The 26,650-nt window shown below is 67.1% G+C and carries 26 protein-coding genes; 15 read left to right on the top strand and 11 right to left on the bottom strand.

Going from position 1 to position 26,650, the window contains the following annotated elements; genetic code table 11:
- The first annotated feature begins 50 nt into the window (after window positions 1-50).
- Window positions 51-821, top strand: coding sequence for a sigma-70 family RNA polymerase sigma factor (locus AC06G6_RS10220; protein WP_479821690.1), 771 nt, complete (start codon window positions 51-53; stop codon window positions 819-821).
- Here AC06G6_RS10220 and AC06G6_RS10215 read toward each other — a convergent pair.
- Window positions 779-1,720: a glycosyltransferase family 9 protein gene (locus AC06G6_RS10215; RefSeq protein ID WP_479821688.1), complete on the bottom strand. Its 942-nt coding sequence runs from the start codon at window positions 1,718-1,720 to the stop codon at window positions 779-781. The two genes, AC06G6_RS10220 and AC06G6_RS10215, sit on opposite strands and share 43 nt — an antisense overlap.
- Window positions 1,721-1,816: 96 nt before the next feature.
- On the opposite strand from AC06G6_RS10215, the gene AC06G6_RS10210 reads away from it, so the two are divergent.
- The 7 genes from AC06G6_RS10210 (at window position 1,817) to AC06G6_RS10180 (ending at window position 8,600) form a co-directional block, all read left to right on the top strand.
- Window positions 1,817-2,368 (top strand): D-glycero-alpha-D-manno-heptose-1,7-bisphosphate 7-phosphatase, encoded by a 552-nt coding sequence (locus AC06G6_RS10210; RefSeq protein ID WP_479821686.1) that lies wholly within the window; start codon window positions 1,817-1,819, stop codon window positions 2,366-2,368.
- Complete coding sequence (locus AC06G6_RS10205; protein WP_479821684.1) at window positions 2,365-3,441, top strand: glycosyltransferase family 9 protein; 1,077 nt, start codon at window positions 2,365-2,367, stop codon at window positions 3,439-3,441. Before AC06G6_RS10210 ends, AC06G6_RS10205 begins: the two co-directional genes overlap by 4 nt.
- Window positions 3,438-4,466: a glycosyltransferase gene (locus AC06G6_RS10200; RefSeq protein WP_479821682.1), complete on the top strand. Its 1,029-nt coding sequence runs from the start codon at window positions 3,438-3,440 to the stop codon at window positions 4,464-4,466. Before AC06G6_RS10205 ends, AC06G6_RS10200 begins: the two co-directional genes overlap by 4 nt.
- Window positions 4,463-5,740 carry a glycosyltransferase gene (locus AC06G6_RS10195; RefSeq protein WP_479821680.1) on the top strand — a complete coding sequence of 426 codons (1,278 nt, stop codon included), beginning with the start codon at window positions 4,463-4,465 and terminating at the stop codon, window positions 5,738-5,740. Before AC06G6_RS10200 ends, AC06G6_RS10195 begins: the two co-directional genes overlap by 4 nt.
- Window positions 5,737-6,435, top strand: coding sequence for a D-sedoheptulose-7-phosphate isomerase (locus tag AC06G6_RS10190; protein WP_479821678.1), 699 nt, complete (start codon window positions 5,737-5,739; stop codon window positions 6,433-6,435). The genes AC06G6_RS10195 and AC06G6_RS10190 overlap by 4 nt, the downstream gene beginning before the upstream one ends.
- Window positions 6,432-7,808: a PfkB family carbohydrate kinase gene (locus AC06G6_RS10185; protein ID WP_479821676.1), complete on the top strand. Its 1,377-nt coding sequence runs from the start codon at window positions 6,432-6,434 to the stop codon at window positions 7,806-7,808. The genes AC06G6_RS10190 and AC06G6_RS10185 overlap by 4 nt, the downstream gene beginning before the upstream one ends.
- A 78-nt stretch (window positions 7,809-7,886) precedes the next feature.
- Window positions 7,887-8,600: an SDR family oxidoreductase gene (locus tag AC06G6_RS10180; protein WP_479821674.1), complete on the top strand. Its 714-nt coding sequence runs from the start codon at window positions 7,887-7,889 to the stop codon at window positions 8,598-8,600.
- Here the strand turns inward: AC06G6_RS10180 and AC06G6_RS10175 are convergent.
- The gene (locus tag AC06G6_RS10175) at window positions 8,566-9,723 is read right to left on the bottom strand and encodes a glycosyltransferase family 9 protein (RefSeq protein WP_479821672.1); all 1,158 of its coding nucleotides are present in this window, start codon (window positions 9,721-9,723) and stop codon (window positions 8,566-8,568) included. The two genes, AC06G6_RS10180 and AC06G6_RS10175, sit on opposite strands and share 35 nt — an antisense overlap.
- A gap of 356 nt (window positions 9,724-10,079) precedes the next feature.
- Between AC06G6_RS10175 and rfaE2 the strand changes: the two genes are divergently transcribed.
- On the top strand, window positions 10,080-11,621 hold the full coding sequence (rfaE2, locus tag AC06G6_RS10170; RefSeq protein WP_479821670.1) for a D-glycero-beta-D-manno-heptose 1-phosphate adenylyltransferase: 1,542 nt from the start codon (window positions 10,080-10,082) through the stop codon (window positions 11,619-11,621).
- Between the two features lie 98 nt (window positions 11,622-11,719).
- Here the strand turns inward: rfaE2 and AC06G6_RS10165 are convergent, their stop codons facing one another.
- Window positions 11,720-12,628, bottom strand: a complete 909-nt coding sequence (locus AC06G6_RS10165) for an SRPBCC family protein (protein WP_479821668.1) — start codon at window positions 12,626-12,628, stop codon at window positions 11,720-11,722.
- Between the two features lie 202 nt (window positions 12,629-12,830).
- On the opposite strand from AC06G6_RS10165, the gene arfB reads away from it, so the two are divergent.
- A complete protein-coding gene (arfB, locus tag AC06G6_RS10160; protein ID WP_479821666.1) occupies window positions 12,831-13,253 on the top strand; it encodes an alternative ribosome rescue aminoacyl-tRNA hydrolase ArfB in 423 nt (140 codons plus the stop codon).
- 871 nt (window positions 13,254-14,124) lie between these two features.
- Here arfB and AC06G6_RS10155 read toward each other — a convergent pair.
- A complete protein-coding gene (locus tag AC06G6_RS10155; RefSeq protein ID WP_479821664.1) occupies window positions 14,125-14,931 on the bottom strand; it encodes a hypothetical protein in 807 nt (268 codons plus the stop codon).
- Between the two features lie 35 nt (window positions 14,932-14,966).
- Between AC06G6_RS10155 and AC06G6_RS10150 the strand changes: the two genes are divergently transcribed.
- On the top strand, window positions 14,967-15,383 hold the full coding sequence (locus AC06G6_RS10150; protein WP_479821662.1) for a DUF4259 domain-containing protein: 417 nt from the start codon (window positions 14,967-14,969) through the stop codon (window positions 15,381-15,383).
- A 130-nt stretch (window positions 15,384-15,513) separates the two neighbouring features.
- Here AC06G6_RS10150 and AC06G6_RS10145 read toward each other — a convergent pair whose 3' ends face one another.
- The 6 genes from AC06G6_RS10145 to AC06G6_RS10120 form a co-directional block, all read right to left on the bottom strand.
- Window positions 15,514-15,804, bottom strand: coding sequence for a hypothetical protein (locus AC06G6_RS10145; protein ID WP_479821660.1), 291 nt, complete (start codon window positions 15,802-15,804; stop codon window positions 15,514-15,516).
- A 433-nt stretch (window positions 15,805-16,237) separates the two neighbouring features.
- Complete coding sequence (locus AC06G6_RS10140; RefSeq protein WP_479821658.1) at window positions 16,238-16,429, bottom strand: hypothetical protein; 192 nt, start codon at window positions 16,427-16,429, stop codon at window positions 16,238-16,240.
- Between the two features lie 146 nt (window positions 16,430-16,575).
- Entirely contained in the window at window positions 16,576-16,953 is a 378-nt protein-coding gene (locus AC06G6_RS10135; RefSeq protein ID WP_479821656.1) for a DUF6924 domain-containing protein, read from the bottom strand.
- Between the two features lie 236 nt (window positions 16,954-17,189).
- On the bottom strand, window positions 17,190-17,771 hold the full coding sequence (locus AC06G6_RS10130) for a dihydrofolate reductase family protein (RefSeq protein ID WP_479821654.1): 582 nt from the start codon (window positions 17,769-17,771) through the stop codon (window positions 17,190-17,192).
- A 106-nt stretch (window positions 17,772-17,877) separates the two neighbouring features.
- The gene (locus tag AC06G6_RS10125; RefSeq protein ID WP_479821652.1) at window positions 17,878-18,225 is read right to left on the bottom strand and encodes a hypothetical protein; all 348 of its coding nucleotides are present in this window, start codon (window positions 18,223-18,225) and stop codon (window positions 17,878-17,880) included.
- Between the two features lie 158 nt (window positions 18,226-18,383).
- Window positions 18,384-19,805 carry an FAD-binding oxidoreductase gene (locus AC06G6_RS10120; RefSeq protein WP_479821650.1) on the bottom strand — a complete coding sequence of 474 codons (1,422 nt, stop codon included), beginning with the start codon at window positions 19,803-19,805 and terminating at the stop codon, window positions 18,384-18,386.
- Window positions 19,806-20,122: 317 nt separating this feature from the next.
- On the opposite strand from AC06G6_RS10120, the gene AC06G6_RS10115 reads away from it, so the two are divergent.
- The gene (locus AC06G6_RS10115) at window positions 20,123-20,959 is read left to right on the top strand and encodes an alpha/beta fold hydrolase (RefSeq protein WP_479821648.1); all 837 of its coding nucleotides are present in this window, start codon (window positions 20,123-20,125) and stop codon (window positions 20,957-20,959) included.
- Here the strand turns inward: AC06G6_RS10115 and AC06G6_RS10110 are convergent.
- On the bottom strand, window positions 20,944-23,358 hold the full coding sequence (locus tag AC06G6_RS10110; RefSeq protein WP_479821646.1) for an ATP-binding cassette domain-containing protein: 2,415 nt from the start codon (window positions 23,356-23,358) through the stop codon (window positions 20,944-20,946). The two genes, AC06G6_RS10115 and AC06G6_RS10110, sit on opposite strands and share 16 nt — an antisense overlap.
- Before the next feature lie 133 nt (window positions 23,359-23,491).
- Here AC06G6_RS10110 and AC06G6_RS10105 point away from each other — a divergent pair, with 133 nt between their 5' ends.
- Genes AC06G6_RS10105 through AC06G6_RS10095 form a run of 3 tightly spaced genes read left to right on the top strand, consistent with a single transcriptional unit; the run spans window position 23,492 to window position 26,558 of the window.
- Window positions 23,492-24,727: a type III polyketide synthase gene (locus AC06G6_RS10105; protein ID WP_479821644.1), complete on the top strand. Its 1,236-nt coding sequence runs from the start codon at window positions 23,492-23,494 to the stop codon at window positions 24,725-24,727.
- A gap of 48 nt (window positions 24,728-24,775) precedes the next feature.
- Window positions 24,776-25,432, top strand: a complete 657-nt coding sequence (locus tag AC06G6_RS10100; RefSeq protein WP_479828623.1) for a class I SAM-dependent methyltransferase — start codon at window positions 24,776-24,778, stop codon at window positions 25,430-25,432.
- Window positions 25,425-26,558, top strand: a complete 1,134-nt coding sequence (locus tag AC06G6_RS10095; protein WP_479821642.1) for an FAD-dependent oxidoreductase — start codon at window positions 25,425-25,427, stop codon at window positions 26,556-26,558. Before AC06G6_RS10100 ends, AC06G6_RS10095 begins: the two co-directional genes overlap by 8 nt.
- Window positions 26,559-26,650 lie beyond the last annotated feature (92 nt).

The raw sequence follows: 26,650 nt of genomic DNA, 5'->3' as shown, positions 1-26,650 counted from the left end.
TAAGTCTTGCCACGGGCTTACTCCGAATCCATGGTCAAAGGAACGCTGACATGGTTGATTTCACGGAATTTTCGGCACCAAACGGGCAAATCCGGCAGGCCTTCGAGAACCAGCTCGTCGTGGACTACCTCGATCTGGCGGAGTCCCTGGCGGCTCGCTTCGCCGGCAGGGGCCGCGATCGCGAAGACCTGATCCAGGTGGCCTATCTCGCGCTCGTAAAGGCGGCGCGCGCCTTCGACGAATCCAAAGGCACCAGCTTCCCGGGATTTGCCGCCCCGACCATTACGGGCGAGCTCAAGCGCTATCTGCGCGATCGGTGCTGGGTTGTCCGGCCCCCGCGGCGTGTCCAGAACCTCCGTACCCAGCTTCTGCGCGAGGGGCCCGAACTGGCCCAAGCCCTGGGCCGGACTCCGACTGCGGCGGAACTGGCGCAGGAGATGGGCGTTCCTGTCCAGGACATCCGGGAGGCGACGGCGGCCGCGTCCAGCATGCGGCCGGATTCCCTTGAGGCCACCGCCGGCGCTGGCGAGGGTCCGCAGCTGGCGGAGGCTCTCGCGGAACAGGATCCGGCGTTCGAGCGGCTGGACGAGCTCATCTGCCTGACTCAGGCCATTCGGGAACTGCCCGTTGACGAGCGGGAGCTGCTGTACCGCCGGTACTTCTGTGAGGAGAACCAGACCGACCTGGGCAAACGGTTCGGAGTGTCGCAGATGCAAATCTCCCGCCGCCTCTCACGAGTGCTCGTCCGCCTGCAGCAGCGGCTCTCCGAGGGGGAGTCTCAAAGGAGCCGCAGATCCCGGACCGCGTCGAGCACTTCCTGAGCTGAGACGCCCAACAGTGCCGGGTCCGGATCGGAGGCGAAAATGTCGCCTCGGCGAAGCTCAGCCTTGGTCAAAGCGATGTGCGGCCCGGGCGGTGGACCCCATTCCTCGGGCGTGGCGGGCCCGAACAGCACTACGGAGGGCCGTCCGTAGGCGGAGGCAAGGTGGGCGGCTCCGGTGTCGGCGGAAACCACCAGGCGCGCGCCGGCCACGAGGGCTGCGAATTCCCTCAGCGACTGGGTTCCAGCCAGAACGGCCGGCGATGCTATCCCGGCCCGGCCCGCAACGTCCAGGGCCCGGTCTCTCTCGGCAGCGCCGCCGGTGAAGACCACGGTGTGGCCGGCGGCTTGCAACCGCCGGGAGACGTCGGCGAAGCGGCCGGCAGGCCATAGCCGGCTGCCGTAAGCAGCACCCACATGGACGATCGTGGCCCCGGGCGGTTGCGCGGGGACGTCCGGGTTGGCGATGAACAGGTCCTGCGGGTCGGCGTCGATTCCATGCCACTGCAACAGCCGCGTCCAGCGCTCCCGCTCATGGATGCCATCGCGCCACGGTGGCCCTACGGTCCGCTCCGACCCGTGGGAGATCGTCGTGTTTGGCCGGAGTTCCTCAACGCGGAGCTGGCTCTCGGGGCCGCGGCCGTGCAGGTTGACAGCAATGTCCACCGTCCCGGGCCTGAGGGAGAGAGGCTCGTCCAGCCCGTGGGTCGCCAGCAGCTCAAATCCGCCCACCAACGCGACAGCGTCCCCGAGCCAGTTCTGCGCCGCATACAGCAGCTGGTGCTGCGGGTACGCCCGGCGCAGGGCATGCAGCGCCGGGACGGCCACCAGCAGGTCCCCGAGCTTGAGCGCCCGCAGGACCAACAGCACCGGTCGGCCATTGCCGCGGAAACCGCCCATCGCAGCCGCCCTTCCTGATTCGTTAATTTCGGAGTCTAGCCCGGCGCCGCGGCTGCGGGTTGTTTAGCCGGCGCATCATGGGGGAACGGGGCAGTTATGGAACCTTCTTCCGGACTACAGCTGAAAGCTGTCCTGTTCGACCGGGACGGCACCCTTGTCCGCGACGTGCCCTACAACGGAGACCCGGACCGGGTGCGCCCGATGCCGCAGGCGAGGGTGGTGCTGGACTGCCTCAGGTCCCGGGGCATCGCCACCGGTGTGCTCAGCAACCAGTCCGGGATCGGCCGCGGCCTACTGACCGTCGGCCAGGTTGCCGCTGTGAACGTTCGGATTGAACAGCTGCTGGGCCCCTTCGATGTCTGGGATATCTGCCCGCACCGGCCCGAAGACGGCTGTTCGTGCCGCAAACCGGCGCCGGGCCTCATCCGCCGGGCCTGCCGGCGGCTGGGAATCGCACCCGGGGAGGCAGCTTACATCGGAGACATTGGATCAGACATTCAGGCCGCCCGGGCGGCGGGGGTGCGAGGCGTGATGGTCCCCACCGCCTTGACCCTGCCTGCTGAAGTCGACGCCGCACCGGAGGTGGCCGCCGACCTGCGGTCCGCGCTTGTCCTGCTGTTGCCGGCAACCGGTCGGAGCGTCCCGTGAGCCGCGTGCTGGTCGCCAGGCTTGACGGCGCCGGCGATGTCCTGCTGGCAGGACCGGCAGTCCGCGCCGTGGCCTTCGGCCGGCGGCCGGACGGCGGGGCTCCGAACGATGTCGTCGTCTTGTGCGGTCCGGACGGGGAGGCTGCCGCGTTGCTGCTGCCCGGCACATCGGAGGTCTACAGCTGGAGCTGCCCGTGGATTGTGAAGCCTGCCCCCGGGGTCGACCGGCGGCACCTTGAGTCCCTTGCCGCGTTCGTCCGGGATTCCAGGATCGATGAGGCTGTCATCCTGACATCGTTTCATCAATCGCCGTTGCCGCTTGCCCTGCTCCTGCGGCTGGCCGGAGTGGACCGCATCACGGCCGCCTCGACGGACTATGCCGGCAGCCTCCTGGACGTCCGGCTGCGGCCGGGCGAGGATTTCCCCGAAGACCAGCCCGAAGCGGAGCGGGCCCTCGGCATCGCGGCCGCAGCCGGCTTCCGGTTGCCCCCGGGAGACGACGGCAGGCTCCGCGTCAAGGAATATCCCGACGTGCGCCGCTTGGTCGGGGAGGAACCCTACGTCGTGGTCCACCCCGGGGCCGCTGCCCCGTCACGGGCCTGGCCCCCGCTGCACCACGCAGCGGCTGTGGAGCTGCTCGAAGGAGCAGGGCACCGCGTCGTGGTGACCGGCGGCAGGGGCGAAACCGGACTGACAGCCACGGTGGCCGGACCATCCGCGCTGGACCTCGGGGGACGAACGGACTTAAGGACACTGGCGGGTGTGCTCGCCGGAGCCGAGGCGCTGGTGACGGGGAACACCGGACCGGCGCACCTCGCGGCCGCGGTGGGGACACCGGTGGCATGCTTGTTCTCCCCGGTCGTGCCCGCGGTCCGCTGGGCACCCTACGGTGTCCCGCTGGAAATCCTTGGAGACCAGAGCGCGCCCTGCAGGCTCAGCCGCGCAACGGAGTGCCCGGTGGCCGGGCACCCGTGCCTGTCCTCCGTGGCTCCCGAGCAACTTGTTGATGCGGTGGAACGACTCATCAGCGGAGTGCCCTCGCTGTCTACCCGCCGAAAGGTGCGCCACCCATGAAAATACTTCTCTGGCACGTCCACGGCTCGTGGACTGATGCGTTCGTCCGCGGCGGCCATGAGTACCTCCTCCCCGTGCTCCCCGGGCGCGGGCCCTGGGGTTTGGGCCGGGCAGGCCGTCCTTGGCCGTCGACTGTCCGTGAGGTCCGCCTCGATGCGCTCGATGCGGACAGTGTCGACGCCGTCGTCCTGCAGCGTCCGGAGGAACTGGCGGAGGTATTCCGGGTCCTGGGCCGGAGGCCCGGCAAGGACCTGCCGGCCGCCTACGTCGAACACAACAGCCCCAGAGGGGACGTGCCGAACACCGTCCACCCTCTGGCCGACCAGCAGTCCATCCCGGTGGTCCACGTGACCCACTTCAATGAACTTTTTTGGGACAACGGCTCCGCGCCGACGATCGTGATCGAACACGGCATCCCCGACCCGGGCCCCCGCTACACCGGCGAGATCCCGGAACTCGCCGCCGTTGTCAACGAGCCGGTCCGGCGGGGGAGGGTGGCCGGAACGGACCTTCTGGGCCGCTTTGCCGAGGCCGCGCCATTGCGGATCTTCGGCATGGGCAGCGACGGGCTATCCGACGTCGTGGGTCTTCCGGCACCACAGCTCACGGTCCGCGGGGACCTGCCAATGGATGAGCTACACCGTGAAATGTCACGCTGCCGGGTCTATCTCCATCCCTTTCGCTGGACATCCCTGGGCCTGGCGCTGCTCGAGGCCATGCAGCTCGGAATGCCCGTGGTGGCTTTGGCGACCACGGAGGCGGTGCGCGCGGTGCCGCCTGAAGCGGGAGCGATTTCAACCAGTGTGAACGATCTTGTCCGCGCCGCGCGTCTGCTCATCGACAACCCCCAGGAAGCGCGCCGGCGCGGCGGGGTAGCCCGCGAGGTGGCATTGAACCGCTACGGCCTGCCCGCTTTCCTGGCCGCCTGGGATGCCTTGCTGGGGGAGTTGTCCAACCCGCGGTTCCGGACCGGACGTGTTCTCGAACCAACCCATGAGCCACCCCATGAAAGGACAAGCCAGTGAGGATTTCCATGGTTTCCGAGCATGCCAGCCCGCTGGCGGCCCTCGGCGGTGTTGACGCCGGTGGCCAGAACGTCCATGTGGCGGCCCTGTCCGAGGCGCTGGCGAGGCGGGGCCACCTCGTGACGGTGTACACGAGGCGGGACGCGGACGACCTGCCGGGCAGGGTACGAATCAACCCCCGCCTCGAGGTGGTTAATCTCCCGGCCGGCCCGGCTGCCCCCGTACCCAAGGACGAACTCCTTCCCTTCATGGGGGAGCTGGCCGAGGGCCTCCAACGCGACTGGGAGCACCGGCCGCCCGACCTGGTCCACGGGCATTTCTGGATGTCGGGCCTCGCGGCCCTCGCCGCGGCCCGCCCGGGGCCGGCCGCGGTTCCCATCCCGGTGGTCCAGACCTTCCACGCGCTGGGCACGGTCAAACGGCGCCATCAGGGTACCGCAGACACCAGTCCGTTCGAGAGACGGTGGCTGGAGCCCACCGTGGGGCGCAGGGCAGACCGGATCATCGCCACCTGCTCCGATGAAGTGGTCGAGCTGAAGGCGATGGGGATCCCGGCGGAGAGAATCTCAATAGCCCCGTGCGGGGTGGACCTGGACCTGTTTCCGGGCTCCGGCCCGGCCGACGTGTGTGAACGAACCCACCGGATTCTCTCGGTGGGGCGTCTGGTGCCGCGCAAGGGCGTCGACGTCGTCATCCGGGCCTTGTCGCTCATCCGCGCGGCGGGCCTTCGCGACGTCGAACTCCTCGTCGTCGGCGGCGACGGTGACGCCACGGCGACGGAGACCGATTCTGAAGTCCGCCGCCTGCTGGCCATTGCCGCGGAGGAGGGCGTGCGCCAGCAGGTCACCTTTCGGGGACAGGTGCCCCGCCAGGCCATGCCAGGCATCGTCCGCAGCGCGGATGCGGTCGTTTGCACCCCCTGGTACGAGCCTTTCGGCATTGTCCCCCTCGAAGCGATGGCCTGTGGTGTCCCGGTGGTAGCCGCTGCCGTGGGCGGGCTCAAGGACTCGGTGGTGGACCAGGTCACCGGGCTGCACGTGCCGCCCCGGGATCCGCACGCAACCGCTGAGGCGCTCATCCGGTTGCTTTCCGGACCGGACCTGCGGCAGGACCTGGGCCGCGCCGGCCAGCAGCGGGCCCGGGCACTGTACAGCTGGGACCGGGTCGCCGCCGAAACGGAGGCGGCTTATTTGCAGACGCTCACCGAGGTCAGCGCCGGCACGCCACGCGGTGTACCGGGCCGGCTGCATACCGTGGAAGGAGCAGCGCTGTGACCGCCGAATGGCCTCTGACGGAGCCGCAACTCCGGGACGAGTTCGCGGCCCGGGCCGGAAGGGCGCCGGCAGCCCCTGCCCGGCTGTTGGATGGACGGGCTGTTCCGGACCCCGCCGCGGCCGTCGAGGCCCACCTGCGCAATGTGTTGCCGGCCCTGGAATCCCTGCGCCGCCACTCGCCAAAACTGGTCAGCTGGGGCCAGGAACTCGCCCGCCGGCTGCTGGCCGGAAACCGCTTGCTGGCTGCCGGGAACGGAGGGTCCGCCGCCGAGGCCCAGCATCTCACGGCCGAGCTCGTGGGGCGCTTCGACGGCGAAAGGGCGCCGTTTTCCGCCATATCGCTGCACGCCGACACCTCGGCTGTAACGGCCATCGCCAATGATTACGGCTTCGAAGAACTCTACGCACGGCAGGTTCGGGCGCACGGCCGCCCCCGGGACGTCCTGATGCTCCTCTCCACCAGCGGCAACAGCCCAAATCTGCTCAGGGCCGCGAAAACTGCAAGCCGCATGGGAGTCAGCACCTGGGCCTTGACCGGTCGGGGACCGAACCCGCTGTCACTCAGCTGCGACGAATCGATCGCCATTGATGGGCCCGCGGCCAACGCCCAGGAGTGCCATCTCATCGCCGTGCATGCCATTTGCCGGGCCTTCGACGCCGAGGTGCAGGGAACGCGGCAGGGGGTACGGCCATGAGGATCGTCGTTGCCGGCGATGTGCTGCTCGACGTTGACCTGGACGGCGCGGCCACCCGGCTCTGCCCGGACGCGCCGGTCCCCGTCGTCGACGTGTCGACCGTGAGGGGGAGAGCCGGAGGCGCCGGCCTGGTGGCCCGGATGCTTGCGGGCGAGGGACACCGGGTATGCCTCGTGACAGCTATCGGCGGAGACGACCCGGGGCGCCGGCTCCTTCAGGAACTAGCCGGAATCACCGTGGTCGCAGGGCGCTCGGGTGCCCCGACCCCGGTCAAGACCCGGCTGCGGGCGGACGGCCACCCGGTGGCCCGGTTCGACGAAGGTTGCCTGGACCGGTCCGAGCCCGAAGTGACACCGGACATGCTGGCAGCCGTGGAGGAGGCCGATGTCCTTGTTGTCGCCGACTACGGGCGGGGCCTGACCTCGAACCCGTCCCTTCGCGCGACCATCGCCCGGCTCGCACACAGCATTCCCGTTATCTGGGACCCGCACCCGGCGGGGGCCGGTCCCGTTCCCGGCGTCGCTGTTGTGACGCCGAACCTTGCCGAGGCCCGCGCCGCCGCGGCAGTCATCACGGCGGGGGAGCCGGGCCCGCCTCCCGGGGTAGCAGACGTCGCCGGGAGGCTGCTTCGGCATTGGCAAAGCAAAGCGGTCCTGGTCACGCAGGGTGCGGACGGAGCGACGCTCGTGTGCGCTTCGTCCCCGCCGGCCCTGCACCTCCCCGCACCGCGCGCCGCCGTCGCGGATTCCTGCGGGGCGGGCGACAGGCTGGCTGGCAGCCTCGCAGCCCATCTCGTGGCCGGTGAGGGCCTCGAGGAGTCCTGCCGCCGGGCCGTCCGGGACGCCGCCTTGTTCCTGGCGGCAGGCGGGGTCGCCGCCCTGCCTCCTGCACCGCCGGCGCTGCCGGTTCCGGGGAACGCAACCGACGCGCTGGCTGTGGTCCGCCGCGTACGGGCAAACGGCGGGACCGTGGTGGCGACGGGAGGGTGCTTCGATCTCCTGCATGCCGGGCATGCCCGCACCCTCGCGGCCGCCAGGAGCCTGGGTGACTGCCTAATCGTCTGCCTGAACTCAGACGCGTCCGCCCGCCGGATCAAGGGCGCCTCCCGTCCCATCATCGGCCAACAGGACCGGACGGAACTGCTGCTGTCGCTCGAGAGCGTCGACGCGGTCCTCGTTTTTGATGAGGACACCCCGGAAAAGGTCCTGGACCGGCTGCGCCCGGACATCTGGGTGAAAGGCGGGGACTATGACAGCGCCGAACTGCCCGAAGCTGCGCTGGTGGAGAGCTGGGGAGGCCGCTGCCTGGTAGTTCCCTACCACCCCGGGCGCTCCACGACCCGCCTCGCGGCTGCGCTGGCCCGGGTCGGTTGAAAAGGAAACCAACTGAAACGAACCCGGTTTGCCGTGCCGTCCGGCACGACGCAGCCCGGGAAAAATGAAAGGAACATCATGAAAAAATATACGTCACCCGCCCTGCCCGGTGCCGGCCGGGTGGTGGTGAGCGGAGGGGGATCCGGACTCGGCGCCGCCGTCGTGGACGCCGTCCTTGAAGCCGGCGGCACGCCGTTCGTCCTCGACCGCGATGTCCGGAACGTGTCCGCGGCGAAGACCATCGAGGTGGATGTCGCGGACCGCGCGGCGGTCGTGGCAGCGGTCACGCAGGCGGCGGAGGCCCTGGGCGGGCTGGACGCCGTGGTGACGGCGGCAGGGATTGACCGGTGCGGAAAGCTGGAGGACGTCCCCGCCGACGACTGGGAACAGGTGATTTTCGTCAATCTTCTCGGAACGGTCTCCGTTGTTCGGGCGGCCCTGCCCTACCTGAAGGCCTCCGGGGGCCGCGTGGTCACAGTGGCCTCCACCCTTGGTAAACGGGCGTTGCCCGAGGCTTCTGCGTATTGTGCGTCCAAGTTTGGCGTGATCGGGTTCAGCCAGGCGCTTGCGGCGGAGACCGGTACGGAGATCGGCGTGACCACGCTGATTCCGGGCGGCATGAAGACGCGGTTTTTCGATGACCGGGCCGAGCAGTACAAACCCCAGGACGATTCGCGGCTGAACGATCCTGTCAGGGTTGCCCAGGCCGTGATGTTCGCGCTGTCACAGCCTCCCGGCTGCGAGATCCGTGAACTGCTCATCTGCCACGCGCAGGAGGATTCGTGGCCGTGAACGCCCGCACGTCACGGTAGACGTCGGCCGCGCTGATCCCCGCCAGCAGGGATGTGTCGTGCTCGCAGCGGGCAGCCGTCCATCCCACCTGGGTGATGTCGGCCCCGCATTCAGGGCACCGGGTCGCCCAGGAGAGGTGGATGCGGTGCAGGCTGCGGCCCAGCGGGCCGGCATTGATGAGGTTTCCCACCCAGTACAGGCCAACGGTCGGAACGCCAAGGGCCTGGGCCAGGTGCCGGGGGCCGCTGTCATTGCCCACAAGCACGTCGCAGCTGTCCAGCAGCGCCGCCAGCGTCCCGAGGCCGAACCTGCCGGCCAAGGAAACGACCCGTTCCGACCCGGCGGCCGCCACGACCTCGCCCGCCAGCTGCCGCTCTTCTGCGGTGCCGACGACCACCACACGGCACCCGTCGGCGGCGCAGGCCGCGGCGACTTCGCCAAAGCGTTCTGCCGGCCAGCGGCGGCGGGGGTCCGTGGCGCCGGGATGGATTGCCACAACGGGGGTTCCCGGACCGTCATCCTGGCGATGCAGTAGCCCCTCAAACGGGCCGGCGGCCCTATCCAACGGCCGAAGCCGGGCTTCGAGCACTACCGGGGGAGCGCCGGCCAGCCCCGCTACTTCCAGGCCCCGAAGCGGTTCGTGATGGAAGTAAAGATACGGCACGCTCCGTTCCAGTGGCGCAGCATCTGCCGTCCTCGACCCGACGGTGTGGCGGGCTCCCAGCCGCAGCAGGAACGGATTCGAAAACCGCCCCCCGCCGTGGAGCTGCACGGCCAGATCGAAGTTTTCACGCTGTACGGAAGCGACAAACGCCTCGACCGCGGACGGGTCTTCCAGTCCCGGCCGGATGCCCTCTGTTACGGGCAGTACCCGCACATCGCCGACTGGACCCTCGGCGTGAGCGAGAAGTTCGGCGTGTCCGGGGGATCCGAGCAGTGTGACATGAGCCCCCGGGTAGGCCGCCGCGAGCGCAGCGACGGCGGGCAGCGCAAAGAGCAGATCCCCCAGCCCCCCGCCCCGCAGCACGGCGATCTTAGAGACGCCCGGGAACTTCTCGAGAACAGGGCCGACTCCCCAGCCCCGGATGCCTGCCCCGCCGAATTCCGCCCTGAGATCCTCCACCCAGCAGTCCCGTCCGTCCGATGCCCATCTGGTCGGCCCACCCTAAGTCTCCTCGCCTTGGTTTGGCTAGCACACGACGGCGCGACCGTGCCCCTCGGGGATCCGCTTTGTGGGCGGACCCTCCTGCAACGTCGATCAGCACCCGGCGCGGGGTGTAGAAGCCGCCGTGTGGGGGTAAGGGTCTGCATATGGGGCCCTGCTGCAGGATCGCAGTCCCGGCGGAGGCCCGCCGTGCCCACCGCTTGATCGCGGCCAGACCGGGAGGAAACTCACATGTCAGCGATAGTCCAGAATGGCCGCGGTGCCCCGGCGGAAATGCGCCATAGCTTCGATCACCAGCCCGGCTGGGGCAAACCATGAGCGGGTCACAACGGCAGGACTACGACGCCCTCCGGGCCAGTCTGCGGCAGCAGCGGGGTCTGACCGGATGGCTGCCTCGCCGTATAGCGGAGATCAAGCCGTCCATCGCCGTCGTCGGTGATCTCATGCTCGACGGGTGGTGGTCCGGATCGATCGAGCGGCTTTGCCGGGAAGCGCCGGCCCCGGTGGTGGAAATCGGCCAGCGGCGCTTCGCCCCGGGCGGAGCCGCCAATACAGCCATGAATCTCGCCGCCCTTGGGGCGGACGTGCGGCTCGCGGGGATCACCGGGTGTGACGACGCCGCGTCGGAGCTGCTGGGCCAGCTGAGGGATGCCGGCGTGGACACTACCTATGTGCAGCAGATTCCCGCCGCGGTCACAACCACCAAAATCCGCATCTGCAGCAACGGCCAAGTACTGGTCCGGATGGACGATGTCCAGCACGGCAGCCCGGCGGAGGCCCTGGACCTGCTGGCGCTGTCCATCCCGGAGGTACTGCTGGACCAGCAGGCTGTGGTGGTCTGCGACTACGGCGCCGGAACACTCAACGGACCGGTCCGGAGCAGACTGGTGGATCTTCTACCGGGGCGCTCGGATGTGCTGGTGGTCGTGGACGCACACCGGCCGCACGCCTGGGCCGGGGTGAATCCCGACCTGGCTACTCCGAACGCCATGGAGGCGGCCGACATGCTCGGCCTGAAGTTCGATGCCGAAACAAACCGGACGGCAGTGGTAGTGGATCGCCGGCAGGAACTGCTTGACGCGGCAGGTGCTGATGCTGTGGTTGTGACCCTGGACCGGGAAGGTGCCGTCCTGCTGCCCAGGTCCGGGGACGTCCACCGAACCTGGGCGCGGCCGGTCCAGGAAAAGCAGGCCTCCGGGGCCGGTGACACCTTCGTCGCGGCACTGACGCTTGCTCTGGCGACGTCGTTGCCCCTGACCACCAGCGTGGACTTGGCCCAGGCTGCGGCGGATATCGCAGTTCACCGTCCGGGGACCTCCGTGTGCAGCACGGACGACCTCTGCCGGCATCTGGAGGGCTTCGTTGACACCGCCGTCGACGCCGATGAGCTCGCGACACACATCCGACGGCACCGGGAGGAGGGACACCGGATCGTCCTGACTAACGGCTGTTTCGATGTCCTGCACCGAGGCCACACCCGATATCTCAACCAGGCAAAGCAACTGGGCGACGTTCTGGTGGTGGCGCTCAACAGCGACGAATCCGTCCGTCGGCTCAAAGGCCCTGGACGCCCCATCAACAACATCACGGACCGCGCTGCCGTGATCGCCGCGCTCAGTTGTGTGGACTACGTCACCGTCTTCGACACGCCCACGCCCATTCCGCTGATCCAGAAGATCCGGCCGGAGATCTACGCCAAGGGGGGCGACTACACTCCCGGGATGCTGGCGGAAACGGCCGCCGTGGAGGACTACGGGGGCCGGGTCGCCATTCTCGATTACGTCGCGGATCAGTCCACGACTGCGGTTGTGGAGCGGATCCGCAACGGCAACGGCGAACCCAACAGCGGGGACTGACCTGAGTGCCGGTCCCACGTCCGGCCCGAGACGCCCGGTCAAGAGTCCGGCCCGGCGGTTCGTAGGAACAGCCGGGCCGGGCATTAAGTCCGAATGGGTCAGTGCTGGCCCAAGCTTCCTCCGGCCGGAGGGATAGGGCCGGGCCGGTCGCCCAGGCCCCGCTCGCGTTCGCCCTCGCTGGTGGTATCGCTCAGGGCTGTCCCGTCGGATTCGCCTTCGGTGTCAACCAGGCCGTTCGTCTGGTCGAAGGGCTTCGCGTCGGAGCGTCCGACCGTTTCGTCCGCAGGACGGGCCGTGTCGTAAGGAAGTCCCTCGCCGGGGAAGACGCTGCCCGCGGTGCCGGTGGGAGGCACACTTGCCGGCGGCGTGGTGTGGACGGCGCCGGGTGCCGGGTCGTCGGCGGGTTCCTGATGCCGTGTTGCGGCCGCCACCCCTGCGGCGGCCGCGGCCGCGAGTCCGACGCCGGCAACTACTTTGCCGGAGACCCCGGCTTTGCCGCTGTCGCCCCGGGAACCGGCTGCCGCATCAACGCCAGGCGTGCCCGCATGGGCCCCCTCGCTCACGGTTCCGCGCCAGGCGCCTGTCGCGTAGCCCTCATCTTCGATGAAGGTCTTGAACCGGTTCAGGTCGTTCTCGGCCTGTTTGTCCACGACGTTGAGCTTGTCGCCTACTTTTTCGACCATGCCTTCGGGCTCATATTCGAGGGAGAGCTGGACTGAGGTCTGCCCGCCGCCGAGGTCCTCGAAGGACACCGACCCCGCGTTGGTGGCGCCTTCGGTCGCGGCCCACGAGACCTTCCGGTCGGGTACCTGCTCCAGGATTCTCGCCTGCCACTGCCGGCGCACCCCGGCGATTTCCGCAACCCACTCAAGGCGGTCATCGCTGAGTTGCTTGACGCTCTTCACCCCGCCCATGAAGTGGGGAAACTCCTCGAACTGGGTCCACTGGTTATAGGCCACGCTCACCGGAACGTTGACCAGAATCCGCTTTTCAACCTTGGTGCTCACGATGTCTCCTTTGACTGGTTCGGGACCTGACGAGAGACCAACTAATCGTCAGTATGCTTACCATATCGGCTGGGCGGCGCTCAGGCCAGAGGAAGCGCGAGGTTTTCATCGGCCCGGGGTGGCCGAAGCCCCGGCGGAAGGGCCGCCCGCAGCGGATGCTTCAGGGGATATCTTCGCGCCCATAGTGTGCAACGCTGGAGGTATGGATCTGGAGGTATCGCCCGCGCTCACAATTCCCGCGTCGGAACTCGGCTGGCGGTTCTCGCGTTCCTCCGGGCCCGGCGGTCAACACGTCAACACGTCGGACAGCCGCGTTGAACTCTTGTGGGACGTCGGCGGCTCTGCGGCGCTGTCGGAGGACCAGCGGCTGCTGCTGGTCAGGCGCTTGGGAGGTCGTCTCGTCGCCGGGGTGATCACGGTGACCGCCTCGGAGCGGCGCTCCCAACTGCGCAACCGTGAGATCGCACTGGCCAAGCTCGCCGCCGTCGTGGCTGAGGGGCTGGCTCCCGAGCCTGCCCGCCGTCGTGCAACCAAACCTACCCGGGGCGCGAACCGACGGCGTCTTGCCGCAAAGGAACAGCGGTCGGCGACAAAGCGGCAACGGCAGCGCCCGTCCGCCGAGTAGCGGCGAGTCGACAGGTTTCCGCCGGGGGATCGCGGGGCTCTTGCGGGCGTGAACAGGGGAGTGGAGGGCCCGTGCCATTAATCTCCCGGCAATCAAGGCTGTATTTCCCGGAGAACAAACCCTAAGCTGGGCCCCACGTTCCTCGACCCCGGGAGGCTCCTGTGCATCTGTCAGACCGAACCGCCACGACGGCTCAAGCCCGTCACCTGCAAGAGGCTCTCCTTGAGCGTCTCGAGAAAGGCAGGGAATGGGCGACGCCCTCCGTTGAATCCGCCCTCCGCCGCGCACTGGCCGGCGTTGACAGCGGAATTGACGTGGCATCGCCGCGACTGCAGGCCAGCTTGAGAGCGATTGCCGAAGAACTGGCCGGGGGAGTTGAGACAGTCACCCCCAGACTCCATGAGCGGATTGCGCGGATAATTCCTGAAGGCACACCGCTGGATTCAAAGGCGTCCCCGAGCAAGCACCCCCGGAAAGCCTGGTGGGTTGCCGGCGTCGTGGTGGCGGCTGCCTTGAGCGGGCTGGCTCTTTGGCGCGCCTTTCGGCGTCCCGAGCCACCCGCGGAGATGCGGCGCGCCTCGGGCACCGAGGATCGCCCCGACCCGATGAATCCCAACCGGCCAAGCCCGCCACAGGCCGCTCCTCCGTCCCGCACCTGACAAATCGCTGCGGGGCACCTCACGACCCTCGCTTCCCTAGACGGTCCCTGGCCGGCGTAGCGATCTAGAACTGGAAGGTGGCTCCGGGCACCCGCTGGGGCTCACCACCCGCTTGGGACCTGCTTGGAAAGAACTGTTGGCACCGCTGCGTATCAGGTTCGGGCGTATTCGCCTCTGAACAGGCGCTCATTGTCGGGTGTCGCTGCGATTCGTTAGTGTCCGACCGCGCCTTGCTCGAGGGCTCGGAGGGCGCCGGGTAATGCGTAGACACTGTTGATAAAGCCGAGCTGTATGTTGAGATCGGGCCGAACCGTTCCTTGCTCAAGGCCCCAGACTTTCGTCCCCTTGCGTCGTATCCAGCCGGTCGTCCGGTTGACCCAGTGTCCATAATCCGCCGATATCGCTGCCATTGCGTCTGCCTGCGATCCGATCTGGCTGACACCGATGACTTCACTGCCGATTTCGGCGGGGACCCAGAGAAGCACCGGGGAGGCATTCGAGTCCACCAGACCTTCGTCGAGGCCAGGGTGCAACCGGTCCCAATTGAGCCTGTTGAAGACGCCGGCTTTCGTCGGCTGATCCAGCGCACCGTCACCTGGGCGGATCAGCACCGGTGGGCCGAGGTCCCGATTGACTACCATCACCTGCGCGGTAGCGAGGGCATCCGCGCGGCCGAGGGCAAGCAGGGAATTTCGAACAACCGGCCACGGATGCAATGTGACCATGTCCGGTTCTCCCAGGTAGTCGAGTAGCGTCGTTTGGTCCTCAAGGGTCGCAAAGTAGAAAGCGGCAGTCACCATGCTTGGAAGTCTCGCATGGCCCCAACAATTCGCGCCTGACTGGGCCTGGCTGCTGTGGCGGAGTAAATCGGCGACCAGCGGCCGCCGGGTGACGCAGAAGTGTTCGTCCATTTCTGTAGTTCCTGCGCCGAGCAGTTCAATTGCAACGCTGCCGAGTTGAAAGAACCATTGGTTGGCCTCCACTGGAATGCGTGCAAGAATCTCAGCGAGGCCGCTCATCGTCGGCCACACAGTCGACTCAGGGGGCACTCATTATGGGCGCATGGGATGGATCGGTTTTTGGCAACGACGACGCAGCGGACTTCTCCTACGAATTCGATGACGCCAATACCGTAGCGACAATTGCGCCGGTCATCGAAAACGCACTGGACGCAGTCCTTGAGTCCACGCCAGACCTCGAGGCACCAGACGGCTCGATTGGGCTGGCAGCCGCTGCACTCGTTGTCGCATGGACCGAACCGGAGATGCTTGGCCGCGATGCCGCCTATGCCCCGGAGCCATGGCCACGAACCGGCGATCCCCTGCCGGGGCATTTGAAGACTAAAGCCGCGGCCGTGTTTGACCGTATGAAAGAGGCAGCAGGAAATGAACTGGCCCAACTTTGGGCGGAAGCGGGACAAACCTCCGAATTCACTGCTGAAATCGACCGCTGGCGCTCACGCTTGCCCTGAGGAAAGTAACCGGCCCGTATACGGTTCCCATATGGACTACTAACCATTCAGGCTTCAGTCCGCTGACCGACGTGACCACCTTGGCCCGCATAACCCACGCGTAGGCGGTCTTGAATACGGTGGGGTGCCGTCAGGCGGCGACGGCGCCCTTACGCCCGGAGGCCAGGACCCGTTCGACCTCGAGGTCGGCCAGGTCGAAGAAGCCCTGCAGCTCGGCCCGGGTGAAGGGCCGTTTGGTGGGTTCCTGTTCCTTGTTCTGGGCGTGCCGGGCCCGGTTGAATTCGGTGATGATCTGGGTGGGGGAGCGGCCGAACCCCTGAAGGCAGACCCGGTCCAATTCATAGACCGGATCGGTCACGAAGTCGAAGAACACCTTCAGATGGGTCTGGTAGGCCCGGATGGTGGTAAACGCCAGATTCACGGATCGTGCCGGCCGTGAAGTTCCGTGCCAGCTGCTGCTGTTTCCAGCCCGTGAGCATGTCCTCGAACACCGCGTCCGCGGAAAGGCCCTTCGACCCGGATCCCTGTAACGCGAGAACTTCGACGTCCAGGCAGCCGAATCCGGGGAGAGCGTATCAGCGGGTCCTAATCTGCAAAATCTGCAATCAAATCACTTCTAGTTGACATAATGTTGATTATCGGCGTTTAACCAAGGGCAGTAGAAGTAGGTGTGAGAACCCCCGTCGCTGGGAGAAATAGGCATTTCCTAGGTCACCATCACGTTACCGGGCCGCCGCGATCCTGATCCTCGTCTCGGGCACTGGTCTCCTGCAAGAACTTGACGAGCCTGAGCACTCGCGCCCACCTGTACACCAGTTGGGTCGCGGGAGCTGCGGGTGTTCGTCTCTCACTTGTCAGAAGAAATTTTCCCGAGATTGCTCCAGCGGCATTTCGCGCCGCTGATAGGACCCAGCCTTAGCCTGACCGTCGTCGCGAAATTCGGCAAAGGTCTTGCTGAATGCTGCAAGACATGCATCCGCGGGTGCCTCTATAAAATGCACAACCGACCCAATATGGTTCGCTGTGCCGCCAAGAAGGATCGTCATGACAGCACGCTACGCCGAATGATGGTCGGAGGAGGCATTGGCAATGTGCAGCACTCCCCCGCAGTTTGACGGCAACGCCCCGCAGATCGCAATTCCAGATTCACAGGCCGCCGCCTGCGCTCAATATGTCGCCGCAGTGAGAACGGTTAGGGAAAGCCTCTGAAGACGCCGTCGTCGTCTGTGCTCTCTGCGAACTCCTCCCAGCCCATATTGGCAATGTTCAGGTTGTTCTCGACTCCCCAGAGTTCCCGAGCAATGCAACGAAACGGTTGGCGTGAATCCTCGTCCAGATCAATAACCATAACCGGGTATCCAGGTTCTAGAGCAGCGCGGTCGACTATGAAAAGAACCGATACCTGGTCGTTGGCTTCTAGAGCAGCTTGGCGGATTTGCTCCCAAATGACGCCATCCCAGGCGCTCTCATCAACGACATCCACGTAAGCGCGGAATCCGTCCTCGTTCTCCTTGAGAACAACGGACAATGCATCTTCCCAACGCTCTTTGTCGCTGAATGTCGTGCGCACTAGGAGGGAATTATCTGTACTTGGAAGCCTCAACATGACGTTATCGAACCACGATTACCGCCCTTCACGTCCGAGCGCGCCGAGTCATCATCAGTTAGGCGGGCCACGGAGCTACTCCGTGCACGAATAACTGTGCATGCCAGTTGAACCAGAGAGGCAGCAGTAGAAGCGAAAAACTTTGACTTCAGTTCTCAAGGGTCAGTTAGACGGTTCACCCCGGCCAGGTTCCGTATCGGTCAACGGCGCACCCGATAGCGCAGGTGAAGCACCCGGTTGCCCTGATTCACGACGTCGGGATCCTCCAACAGGTGCTGTGCGTGGACCGACCCGAAGTAGCGCTTGCCGGACCCGAACACGACGGGTGCGACGTCCATGCGCACCTCGTCGACCAGGCCCGCGGCAAGCACCTGGCCACCGACGTCGCCAGCGGCGACCTCGACGATGCGGTTACCCGCAAGCTCCTGCGCCTTGGCCACGGCTGCCTCGACGCCGTCGACGAAGTGAAACGGCGCCTCGGGGTCCCAGCCCTCGGGCTGCGGCCGGTGCGTCACGACGACCACGTGGTCGACCCCGCTCGGAGGCTTCCCGTCCCAGCCGTCCGTCATGTCGAAGACGTGGCGGCCGACGATTGTCGCCCCGATCTGGTCCCAGTACGGCCGGATGTAGTCGTAGGACGTCTGCGACACCTTCACCTCGCCGCTGTCGTCCAACGGGACGTCACCGCTGGACAACCAGTCGAATAGCGGTCCGGGCTGGTCGTTCTCGTCCGCGATGAAGCCGTCCACGGACACCGAGCTGTACATGACGACCTTGCCCACGGGGCCCTCCTTTGCTTTGGGATGCCGCCAATTTTAGCAAGTAGTGAGTTGTCGCTCTTGAAAGAATTCAGGCGGCCGGCAGCGGCCGGCGGCTGAACGAAATCGGTCAGGGCCGAGAGGTTCGTTCAGCGATCATCCGGTCGATTGTCTCGTCATCAGGGCACGGCTGGTCATCGAACGGGCATTGGGCCGAGGCAATCGGACCTTCAGGGCCACCAGCGGCTTCCACACACATTGTGCAGACATTCGTCGCCTCATGCATGATGACCGGGTCCGGGTCCTCGTAGCCGCACATGGACTTGCTCCAGTCCAGGTCCCGGCAGCAGAACATATGCGCCACCTCGCCGTCGTCGTTGCCGAGCTTGTACTGGGCCTCCCACGCAGGGGCGCGGACGAGTTCCATTGCCCCGCCGTCCTCAAGCGCCGGGACGCTTTCTATAGAAGTCTCCGTCATGACCATCCCCCGTTGATCGGTTGCCTGGAATCAGCGGGACGTGCCGGTGTGTAGCAGCCAGCGGCCTCGCTTCAGCGTCAAGATAGCATGTGCCGAAACCCACCGGGGCTCTCTTCCACCGCTGCGGAGTGTTGGCGCGCGCGCCTGCCTTTGCTGTCTCAGGCGGAGGTCGGCACGATGTTGTGGTTAAGCCGGAAGAGGTTGTCCGGGTCGAAGCGGTTCTTCAGTGCCACCAGCCGGTCATATGTGTCCGGCCCGTAGGCCTCACGCGCGGCCTCGATGACGTCTTGTCCGGCTTCTGCGCCGAGGAAGTTGACGTACTGGCCGTGCTCGCCGAACGGCTGCATGAGAGCGTGGGCCTTCCGGGCGAATGCGCTCAGCCGCTCGTCTTCCGCCGGGTCGGTCCAGTAGCCGTAGATGTTCAGCCAGTACTTCGCCGAGCGGTTGGGAAACGCGGTGGCCTCCTCCGGCACACGCCCGAAGGCCCCTTGCATGTGGTGGATATCGATCCCGGTCCCGAACCAGGTCACCTCGGAGGCGAAACCGACCAGAACGTCGACGGCGTCGTCGTCCATCCGGGAAAACGACAGGTTTTTCCAGTACCCCCGGGAGCCCTTGGGAAAGAGGCTGTCCATGGCAGACTGCCACGCCGGCCAGGCGGTCGGCGCGACTTCCTCCTCGTCCGGGGGCGCGGCGGTGCGCAGTTGCTCGATCAGCTCGAGTCCGGGCTGGTGGTCCTCCGAGGCCCACGCAAAGCCGATGATCATCCACGGCTCCTCCCCCATCTCGAAGTCGGGCGGGAACACCAGGAAGGAGACGATCGGGTTCATCTCCTCGGGGAGATCCTGCGTCCACCGGTCGAAAGCGCTCAGCGCTCGTTTCCAGCGGGTCGGGCGGTAGAAAAAGTTTCCACCCAGTACGGCAGCCGGCAGCGGCCGGGCCCGGAAGGTGAAGGAGGAGACCACCCCGAAGTTTCCGCCCCCGCCGCGCAACCCCCAGAACAGCTCGGGGTTTTCCTGTTCGCTGGCGTGCAGGTGCTCTCCGGTGGCGGTGATGACATCAGCGGAGGCCAGGTTGTCCAGGCTCAGCCCGTTGGACCGGGTCAGCCAGCCCACCCCTCCGCCGAGGGTCAGCCCGGCGACCCCGGTGGCGCTGATCACGCCAAGCGGCACGGCCAGTCCGTGCGCGGTGGTGGCCCGGTCCACGTCTGCCAGAGTCGCTCCGGGTTCGACGGTCACGAGCCGGTTTTCCACATCGACCTCCACGCGGCGCAACTGGCCAAGATCCAAGACCAGGCCGCCGTCGACAGTGCCGTGGCCGGCAATATTGTGCCCGCCCCCGCGAACGGCTAGCGGCAGGCCCGTGCGCCGGGCCGTGCGAATGACGGGATCAATGTCTCCGACGGCTCCCGCGCGGATGACCGCCCGCGGGCGCACGTCGATCATGCCGTTCCATACTGCCCGAGCCTCGTCGTACAACGGATCCTGCGGTTCGATCACCGACCCCGCCAGTTGCCCGCGTAACTCCGCCAGGGCGCGGTCCTCGTCGCCGGCCTGCTCCTCCTGATGCACTGTGTTCATCGGTCTGCTGCCTCCGTGCCATGGGGGTTCGTACCCCAGGTCCAGTAGTGGAATTGATCTCGCCGGGGTCGGCGCTGCAGGGCGATACTTCCGGCCGCCAAGGCACTGGAACAGCTCGCGGTGTTCACAGTCTCGCGGTGTCCACAGTATAGATTCGCCCGCGGCGCCGGACAACGGACAACAGGCAGCCGTGCCTAGGCACCCCACGCACAGAAGAGTAAATTACGAATTAATTGCGAGGCGGGTTGCCGCGTGCGGGCCGTCGCCGGCAGCGGCTGGACCGTTCAGCGGCGGCTGAGCAAGACAGGAGGGCCGGAATGGGCCGGTATGTGAATGCCGGGGAACTGGAAATCTGGACGGAGCAGGGCGGCGACGGTCCGGATGTACTGCTGATCGGCGGGCTGGGGGACACTGTCGAGTCTTGGCAGTTCCAGCTGGACGGACTGGCGGACCGCTACCGGATGACAGCGTTCGATAACCGGGGTGCGGGCCGCACGGCCATGCCGGAGGGGCAACCGACGGTCGAGGCGATGGCGGACGACGCGGCTGCAGTGCTGCGGGGTCTCAACATCTCCTCAGCACATGTCGCGGGGTTCTCCGGCGGCAGCATCATCGCCCAGGAGCTTACTCTCCGGCACCCGAAGCTGGTACGAAGCCTGGTGCTGCAGAGCACGTGGCCCGGAATGGACGAGTACATGAAGACGCTTGCCCGGTCCATCCACTGGCAGGCCAACCTGGCACCAGACGCTCGTGCTTTCCTGGAGTTCTTCTTCCTGCTTGTCTATACCCCACGGGCACACAACAGCGGAATGGTTAGCCAGATCATCGAGGACGCCCTCGCATTCCCGCATCAGCAGTCCACCGAGGATTTCCTGAAGTTCCTGGACGCGTTCGTGGTCCACGAGACGGGAAGCCGGTTGGGCCAGATCAACGCTCCCACGCTTGTCTTGGCCGGCGGAGTGGATCCCATGACCAGGCCGGAACTGGGTGAGGCCGTGGCCCGTCACATACCGGGTGCACATTTCGAGGTGATGCCGCAGGAATCCCACCAGCCCTTCCAGGAGGTCCCGGACGACTGGAATGCGCGCGTGGACGAGTTCTGGCAGGAGACGGCGAGGCTGACCTCACAGGGACGCGGTCACCGGGCGACGTAGGCCGCCAGGTGCTCGCCGGTGAGGGTGCTGCGGGCTGCGATCAGCTCGGCCGGTGTCCCCTCGAAGACGATCCGGCCGCCGTCGTGGCCGGCGCCGGGTCCGAGGTCGATGATCCAGTCGGCGTGCGCCATGACGGCCTGGTGGTGTTCGATGACGATGACCGACTTGCCGGAGTCCACAAGGCGGTCGAGGAGGCCCAGCAGGTTCTGGACATCGGCCAGGTGCAGGCCGGTGGTGGGCTCGTCGAGGACGTAAACATCACCCTTTTCGGCCATCTGGGTGGCCAGCTTGACCCGCTGCCGCTCGCCGCCGGACAGCGTGGTGAGCGGCTGTCCCAGGGTCAGGTAGCCCAGCCCGACGTCCACGAGCCGGTGGAGGATCTTGTGCGCCGCCGGCGTCTTCGCCTCGCCGGCACCAAAGAACGCCTCGGCCTCGGTCATCGACAGGGCCAGCACGTCGGCGATGTTGCGGCCGCCCAACTGGTATTCCAGAACTGACGCCTGGAACCTCCGGCCCTCGCAGTCCTCACAGGTGGACTCGACGGTGGCCATCACGCCCAGCTCGGTGAAAATGACGCCCGCGCCGTTGCAGGTGGGACAGGCGCCTTCCGAGTTGGAGCTGAACAGGGCCGGCTTGACGCCGTTGGCCTTGGCGAACGCCTTGCGGATCGGCTCGAGAAGGCCCGTGTACGTCGCCGGGTTGCTGCGCCGGGACCCCTTGATCGCCCCCTGATCGATCACCACCACGCCGTCCCGGCCGGCGACCGACCCCTGGATCAGCGAGCTCTTGCCCGACCCGGCCACGCCCGTGAGCACGCACAGCATCCCGAGCGGGATATCGACGTCGACGTCCTTGAGGTTGTGTGTCGAGGCGCCGAACACCGCGAGCGTCCCGGACGGTTTACGCACCGATTCCTTGACCCTCGCCCGGTCATCGAGGTGGCGCCCGGTGATGGTGTCACTCCTCCGCAGGCCCTCCACGCTTCCCTCGAAGCAGACGCGCCCGCCCTCGGTGCCGGCCCCGGGCCCAAGGTCAACGACGTGGTCGGCGATGGCGATGGTCTCCGGCTTGTGCTCGACGACGAGCACCGTGTTGCCTTTGTCGCGCAGCTGCAGCAGGAGCCGGTTCATCCGCTCGATGTCATGCGGGTGCAGGCCGATCGTCGGCTCGTCGAAGACGTAGGTGACGTCCGTGAGGGACGAGCCGAGGTGCCGGATCATCTTGGTGCGCTGGGCCTCTCCCCCGGACAGCGTGCCCGCCGGCCGGTCCAGCGAGAGGTAGCCGAGTCCGATTTCGGCGAACGAGTCGAGCAGGTGCTGCAGGCCCTTGAGGAGCGGCGCGACCGAGGGTTCGGTGAGCCCGCGGACCCACCCGGCCAGGTCGCTGATCTGCATCTCGCACAGCTCGGCAATGTTTTTGCCCTGGATCTTTGAGGACCTGGCCTCCGCGCTGAGCCGCGTGCCGTCGCACTCGGGGCAGGCCTGGAACGTGATGGCGCGCTCCACGAACGCCCGGATGTGCGGCTGCATCGCGTCGACGTCCTTGGAGAGCATCGATTTCTGGATCTTCGGGATCAGGCCCTCGTAGGTCAGGTTGATGCCCTCGACCTTGATCTTGGTCGGCTCCTTGTAGAGGAGGTCGTGCATTTCCTTCTTGGTGAACTTCGCGATCGGCTTGTCCATGTCGAAGCCGGCGCCGCTGAAGATGCGGCCGTACCAGCCGTCCATGCTGTAGCCGGGGACCGTCAGGGCGCCTCCGGCGAGTGACTTGCTGTCGTCGTAGAGCGCGGTGAGGTCGAAGTCGGAGACGGCGCCCATGCCCTCGCAGCGCGGACACATCCCGCCGAGGTAGACCGCGTTTTGGACAACGCTTTTCTCGACCCTGCCGCCCTTCTCGGTGCTCATCACCCCGCTGGCTTTCCGCGTGGGGACGTTGAAGGAAAACGCCGTGGGGGGCCCAATGTGCGGCGATCCCAGCCGGCTGAAGAGGATCCGGAGCATGGCGTTCGCGTCGGTGGCGGTGCCCACTGTGGAGCGGGGGTTCGCGCCCATCCGCTCCTGGTCGACGATGATCGCCGTCGTCAGCCCCTCCAGGTGGTCCACGTCCGGCCGCGACAGGTTGGGCATGAACCCCTGTACAAAGGCGCTGTAGGTCTCGTTGATCATCCGCTGCGATTCAGCGGCGATGGTGGCGAAAACGAGCGAGCTCTTGCCCGAGCCGGAGACGCCGGTGAACACCGTCAGCCGTCGTTTCGGGATCTCGATGCTGATGTCTTTGAGGTTGTTCTCGCGGGCGCCCTGCACACGGATCAGATCGTGGGTGTCGGCAACATGCAGCGCACGCGGCTGCGTGTCCGGCTGCGCATCCGGCTGCGTGTCCGACGTCGTAGCCATGCTCATGGTGTCTCCATCTCTTGGGCGGGGCCGCGTCCGCGGTCTCCGCCGGCGTCGTCTGGCTCTATCTAACCAGCTTCGAGCCCGCAGCCGCAGGCGAATCCATTGTCTTCTGCGCCGACCTCACTGAGAATGAACCATGACGGTCTACCTGAGGTCCCTGGAAACTGCTGTCCCGCCCACTGTCCTGATCCAGACGGAGGCCCGGGACGTTTTCGCGGCCCAGCCGGGGCTCACTAGGCTCGGCACCCGCCTGGTCAGCACCTGCTTTGATTCCGCCGCCATCGACACCCGCCATACGGCCGTCGCGGAACTGACCAAGGACCACCAGGCGGAGAACCCGCGGTTTTTCAACGCCGGCACGGGGCTGCTGCTGAGCCCCAGCACCAAGGTCCGCAACGACATTTTCGCCACCGAGGCCACCAAACTCTTCATCGAGGCAGCGCAGAAGGCCCTGGACGCCTGTCCAGGGATCGCTTCCCCGGACATCACCCACCTCGTCACCGTGTCCTGTACCGGGTTCTTCAACCCCGGCCCGGACTACAAAATCGTCCGGGCCCTCGGCCTGGATCCCGCCGTTCAGCGCTACCACCTCGGATTCATGGGCTGTTACGCGGCGTTCCCCGCCCTGCGGGCGGCCAAGTCCTTCTGCGAGGCCGATCCCGACGCCGTCGTCCTGGTCGTCTGCGCCGAGCTTTGCTCACTGCACGTCCGGACCTCGAACGACCCGGACACCATCATGGGCTCGGCGTTGTTTGCCGACGGCGCGGCCGCTGCCATCGTCACCGCCCAGGAGCGCCCGGACGAACCGGCGCTCCTGCAGCTGGACCACTTCGAGACCGTCCTGACCCCGGTCGGCGAGGAATCCATGGCGTGGAATATCGGCGATGAGGGCTTTGAGATGGTCCTGGGGAACTACGTCCCGCACATCATCGATGACCACATCATCGGCGCCCTGGAACCGCTCCTCTCCCGGGAAGGTGCCCTGCGGGGCCTTCCTTACCGCGACATCCGGCACTGGGCCATCCACCCCGGCGGCCGCAGCATCCTGGACAAGGTCCAGTCCAGGCTGGAGCTGAGCGACGAGCAGCTGGTCCCGGCCCGTGAGACCCTGCGCAACTTCGGGAACATGAGCAGCGCCACGGTCCTCTTCGTGCTCAGGCACATCCTTGATCTGCCGCCGGCGGAGGGTGAGGACGACGGCGCGGAACGGATCTGCTCCATGGCGTTCGGGCCGGGGCTGACGGTGGAGACGGCGCTGTTCACCAAGCTCAGCAGCCCGCGCCGTGAGGACGCGCCAACGCTGAGCGCGGATGCGGCGGAGGCGGAGTCCACGAAGACCGGGACCGCCCAGCCGGAATCGGCCCTGGCCTGAGACCCGGTGCACCCGCTGCGGGAACGTGCGGCGCACGCCGTTGAGGAGATGGACCTGCCCGGCTGTGATCCGGTCCGGCTGGACCGCACCTATGCCCAGTTCGCGCTCGTGAACCGGGCCGTCTCCGGCTGGCGCGGCATCTACCGGAGCCAGCTCAGGCCACGCCTGCGGAAGGGTCCCGCGACGTTGCTGGACATTGGCTGCGGCGGCGGCGACGTGCCGGTGATGCTCTCCCGCTGGGCCGCCCGGGATGGGCTCCAGCTGGAGATCACGGCGATCGATCCGGATCCGCGCGCCAGCCGCTTCGCCGCCGAACGGCACCGGGGCGCAGGCGTGACGTTCCGTCAGTCCACGGCTGCCCAGCTCGCCGGCGAAGGCCGCAGCTTCGACCTGGTGGTGTCCAACCACGTGCTGCACCATCTGCCCGAGGACGAACTCCCGGCGTTTCTGGCCGAGTCCGCCGGTCTGTGCCACGGCCGGGTCATCCACAACGACCTCCGGCGCAGCCCGGCCGCCTATGCCCTCTTCTTCGCCGGATCCTGGCCCTTCACGGGCTCCTACATCAGGCAGGATGGCCTCACCTCGATCCGCCGCAGCTACACCGCCGCCGAACTCCAGGCCACCGCTCCCCCGGGCTGGACCGTCATCCGCCGCGCCCCCTTCCGTAACCTGCTGGTCCTCGACCGGGACAGGGCTCATGGCTGACGTCCTGGTGATCGGCGGCGGCCCGGTGGGGTTGTTCATGGCCGCGCTGTTGCTCCAGCACGGCGTGAGCGTGCGCGTCCTGGAACAGCGGACCGGCGCAGAACCGCACTCCCGGGCCATCGGCATCCATCCCCCGTCGCTGGACGCGCTGCAGGGCATCGGCGTGGCCCCGGCCATGGTGGCCGAAGGGGTCCCGATCCGGCGCGGCATCGCCGTCGGCGGCGGCCGGACGCTCGCGCGGATGTCCTTCGCCGGGGTCTCAGAGGGCTTCCCGTTTGTCCTCGCCCTGCCCCAGTCCCGCACCGAAGCGGTCCTGGAGCAACGCGTCCGGCAGCTCGACCCGGACGCCGTGCACCGCGGCGTCCGGGTCACGGGGCTGCACGACGACGGCGGCCAGGTCACCGCGGAGGCCACAGCGGGCGGCTCGGCGGTTCGCTACACGGCGGCCCTAGCCATTGCCGCCGACGGTGTCCGGTCCACGGTCCGGCAACTGCTCGGGACGGCCGTCCGGGCCAGGGATTACCGGGACAGCTACCTGATGGGCGACTTCGCGGACACAACCCGGTTCGGTCCGGACGCGGCCCTGTTCCTGGAATCCGCGGGGATCGTGGAGTCCTTCCCGCTGCCGGGGGCGTTGCGGCGCTGGGTGGTGCGCCTCGCGGACCCCGGAGACGGCGGGGACGCCGGCTGGCTCGTTCAAACGGTCAGGGAACGCACCGGAATCGACGTCGATCCCGGGAGCAACAGCATGCTGAGCCGGTTTGGCGTCCGGACCCGGCTGGTACGCCGGATGGTGACGGGCCGGACGGTGCTGATCGGCGACTCCGCCCACGAGATTAGCCCGATCGGCGGGCAGGGCATGAACCTGGGCTGGCTGGACGCCGCCGCGCTGGCTCCTTTGGTGCTCGCGTCGCTGCACGGCGCGGACGTGGGGGCGGCGCTACGGAACTTCGAGACCCGCCGCACGGCCGCGGCCGCCCGGGCGGCACGCCAGTCAGAAATCAACATGGCACTGGGCCGACCCCTGACCGCTGGGCCGTGGGCCGTGCGGAACCGCGCCGTCGCCGCGGCCGCCGCCGTGCCCGCCGTCAACGGGTTCGTGGCCCGCCGGTTCACCATGCAGTAAGCAATGCCCAAGGAGCGCCGCGCACCGATCTAACGACGGCACCGTTCTAACGACGGCACCGTTCTAACGACGGCACCGTTCGAACGGCAGCC

The organism is Arthrobacter sp. CJL-S3 (genome assembly GCF_056711635.1).
This window is presented reverse-complemented; position numbering and strand designations above follow the sequence as displayed.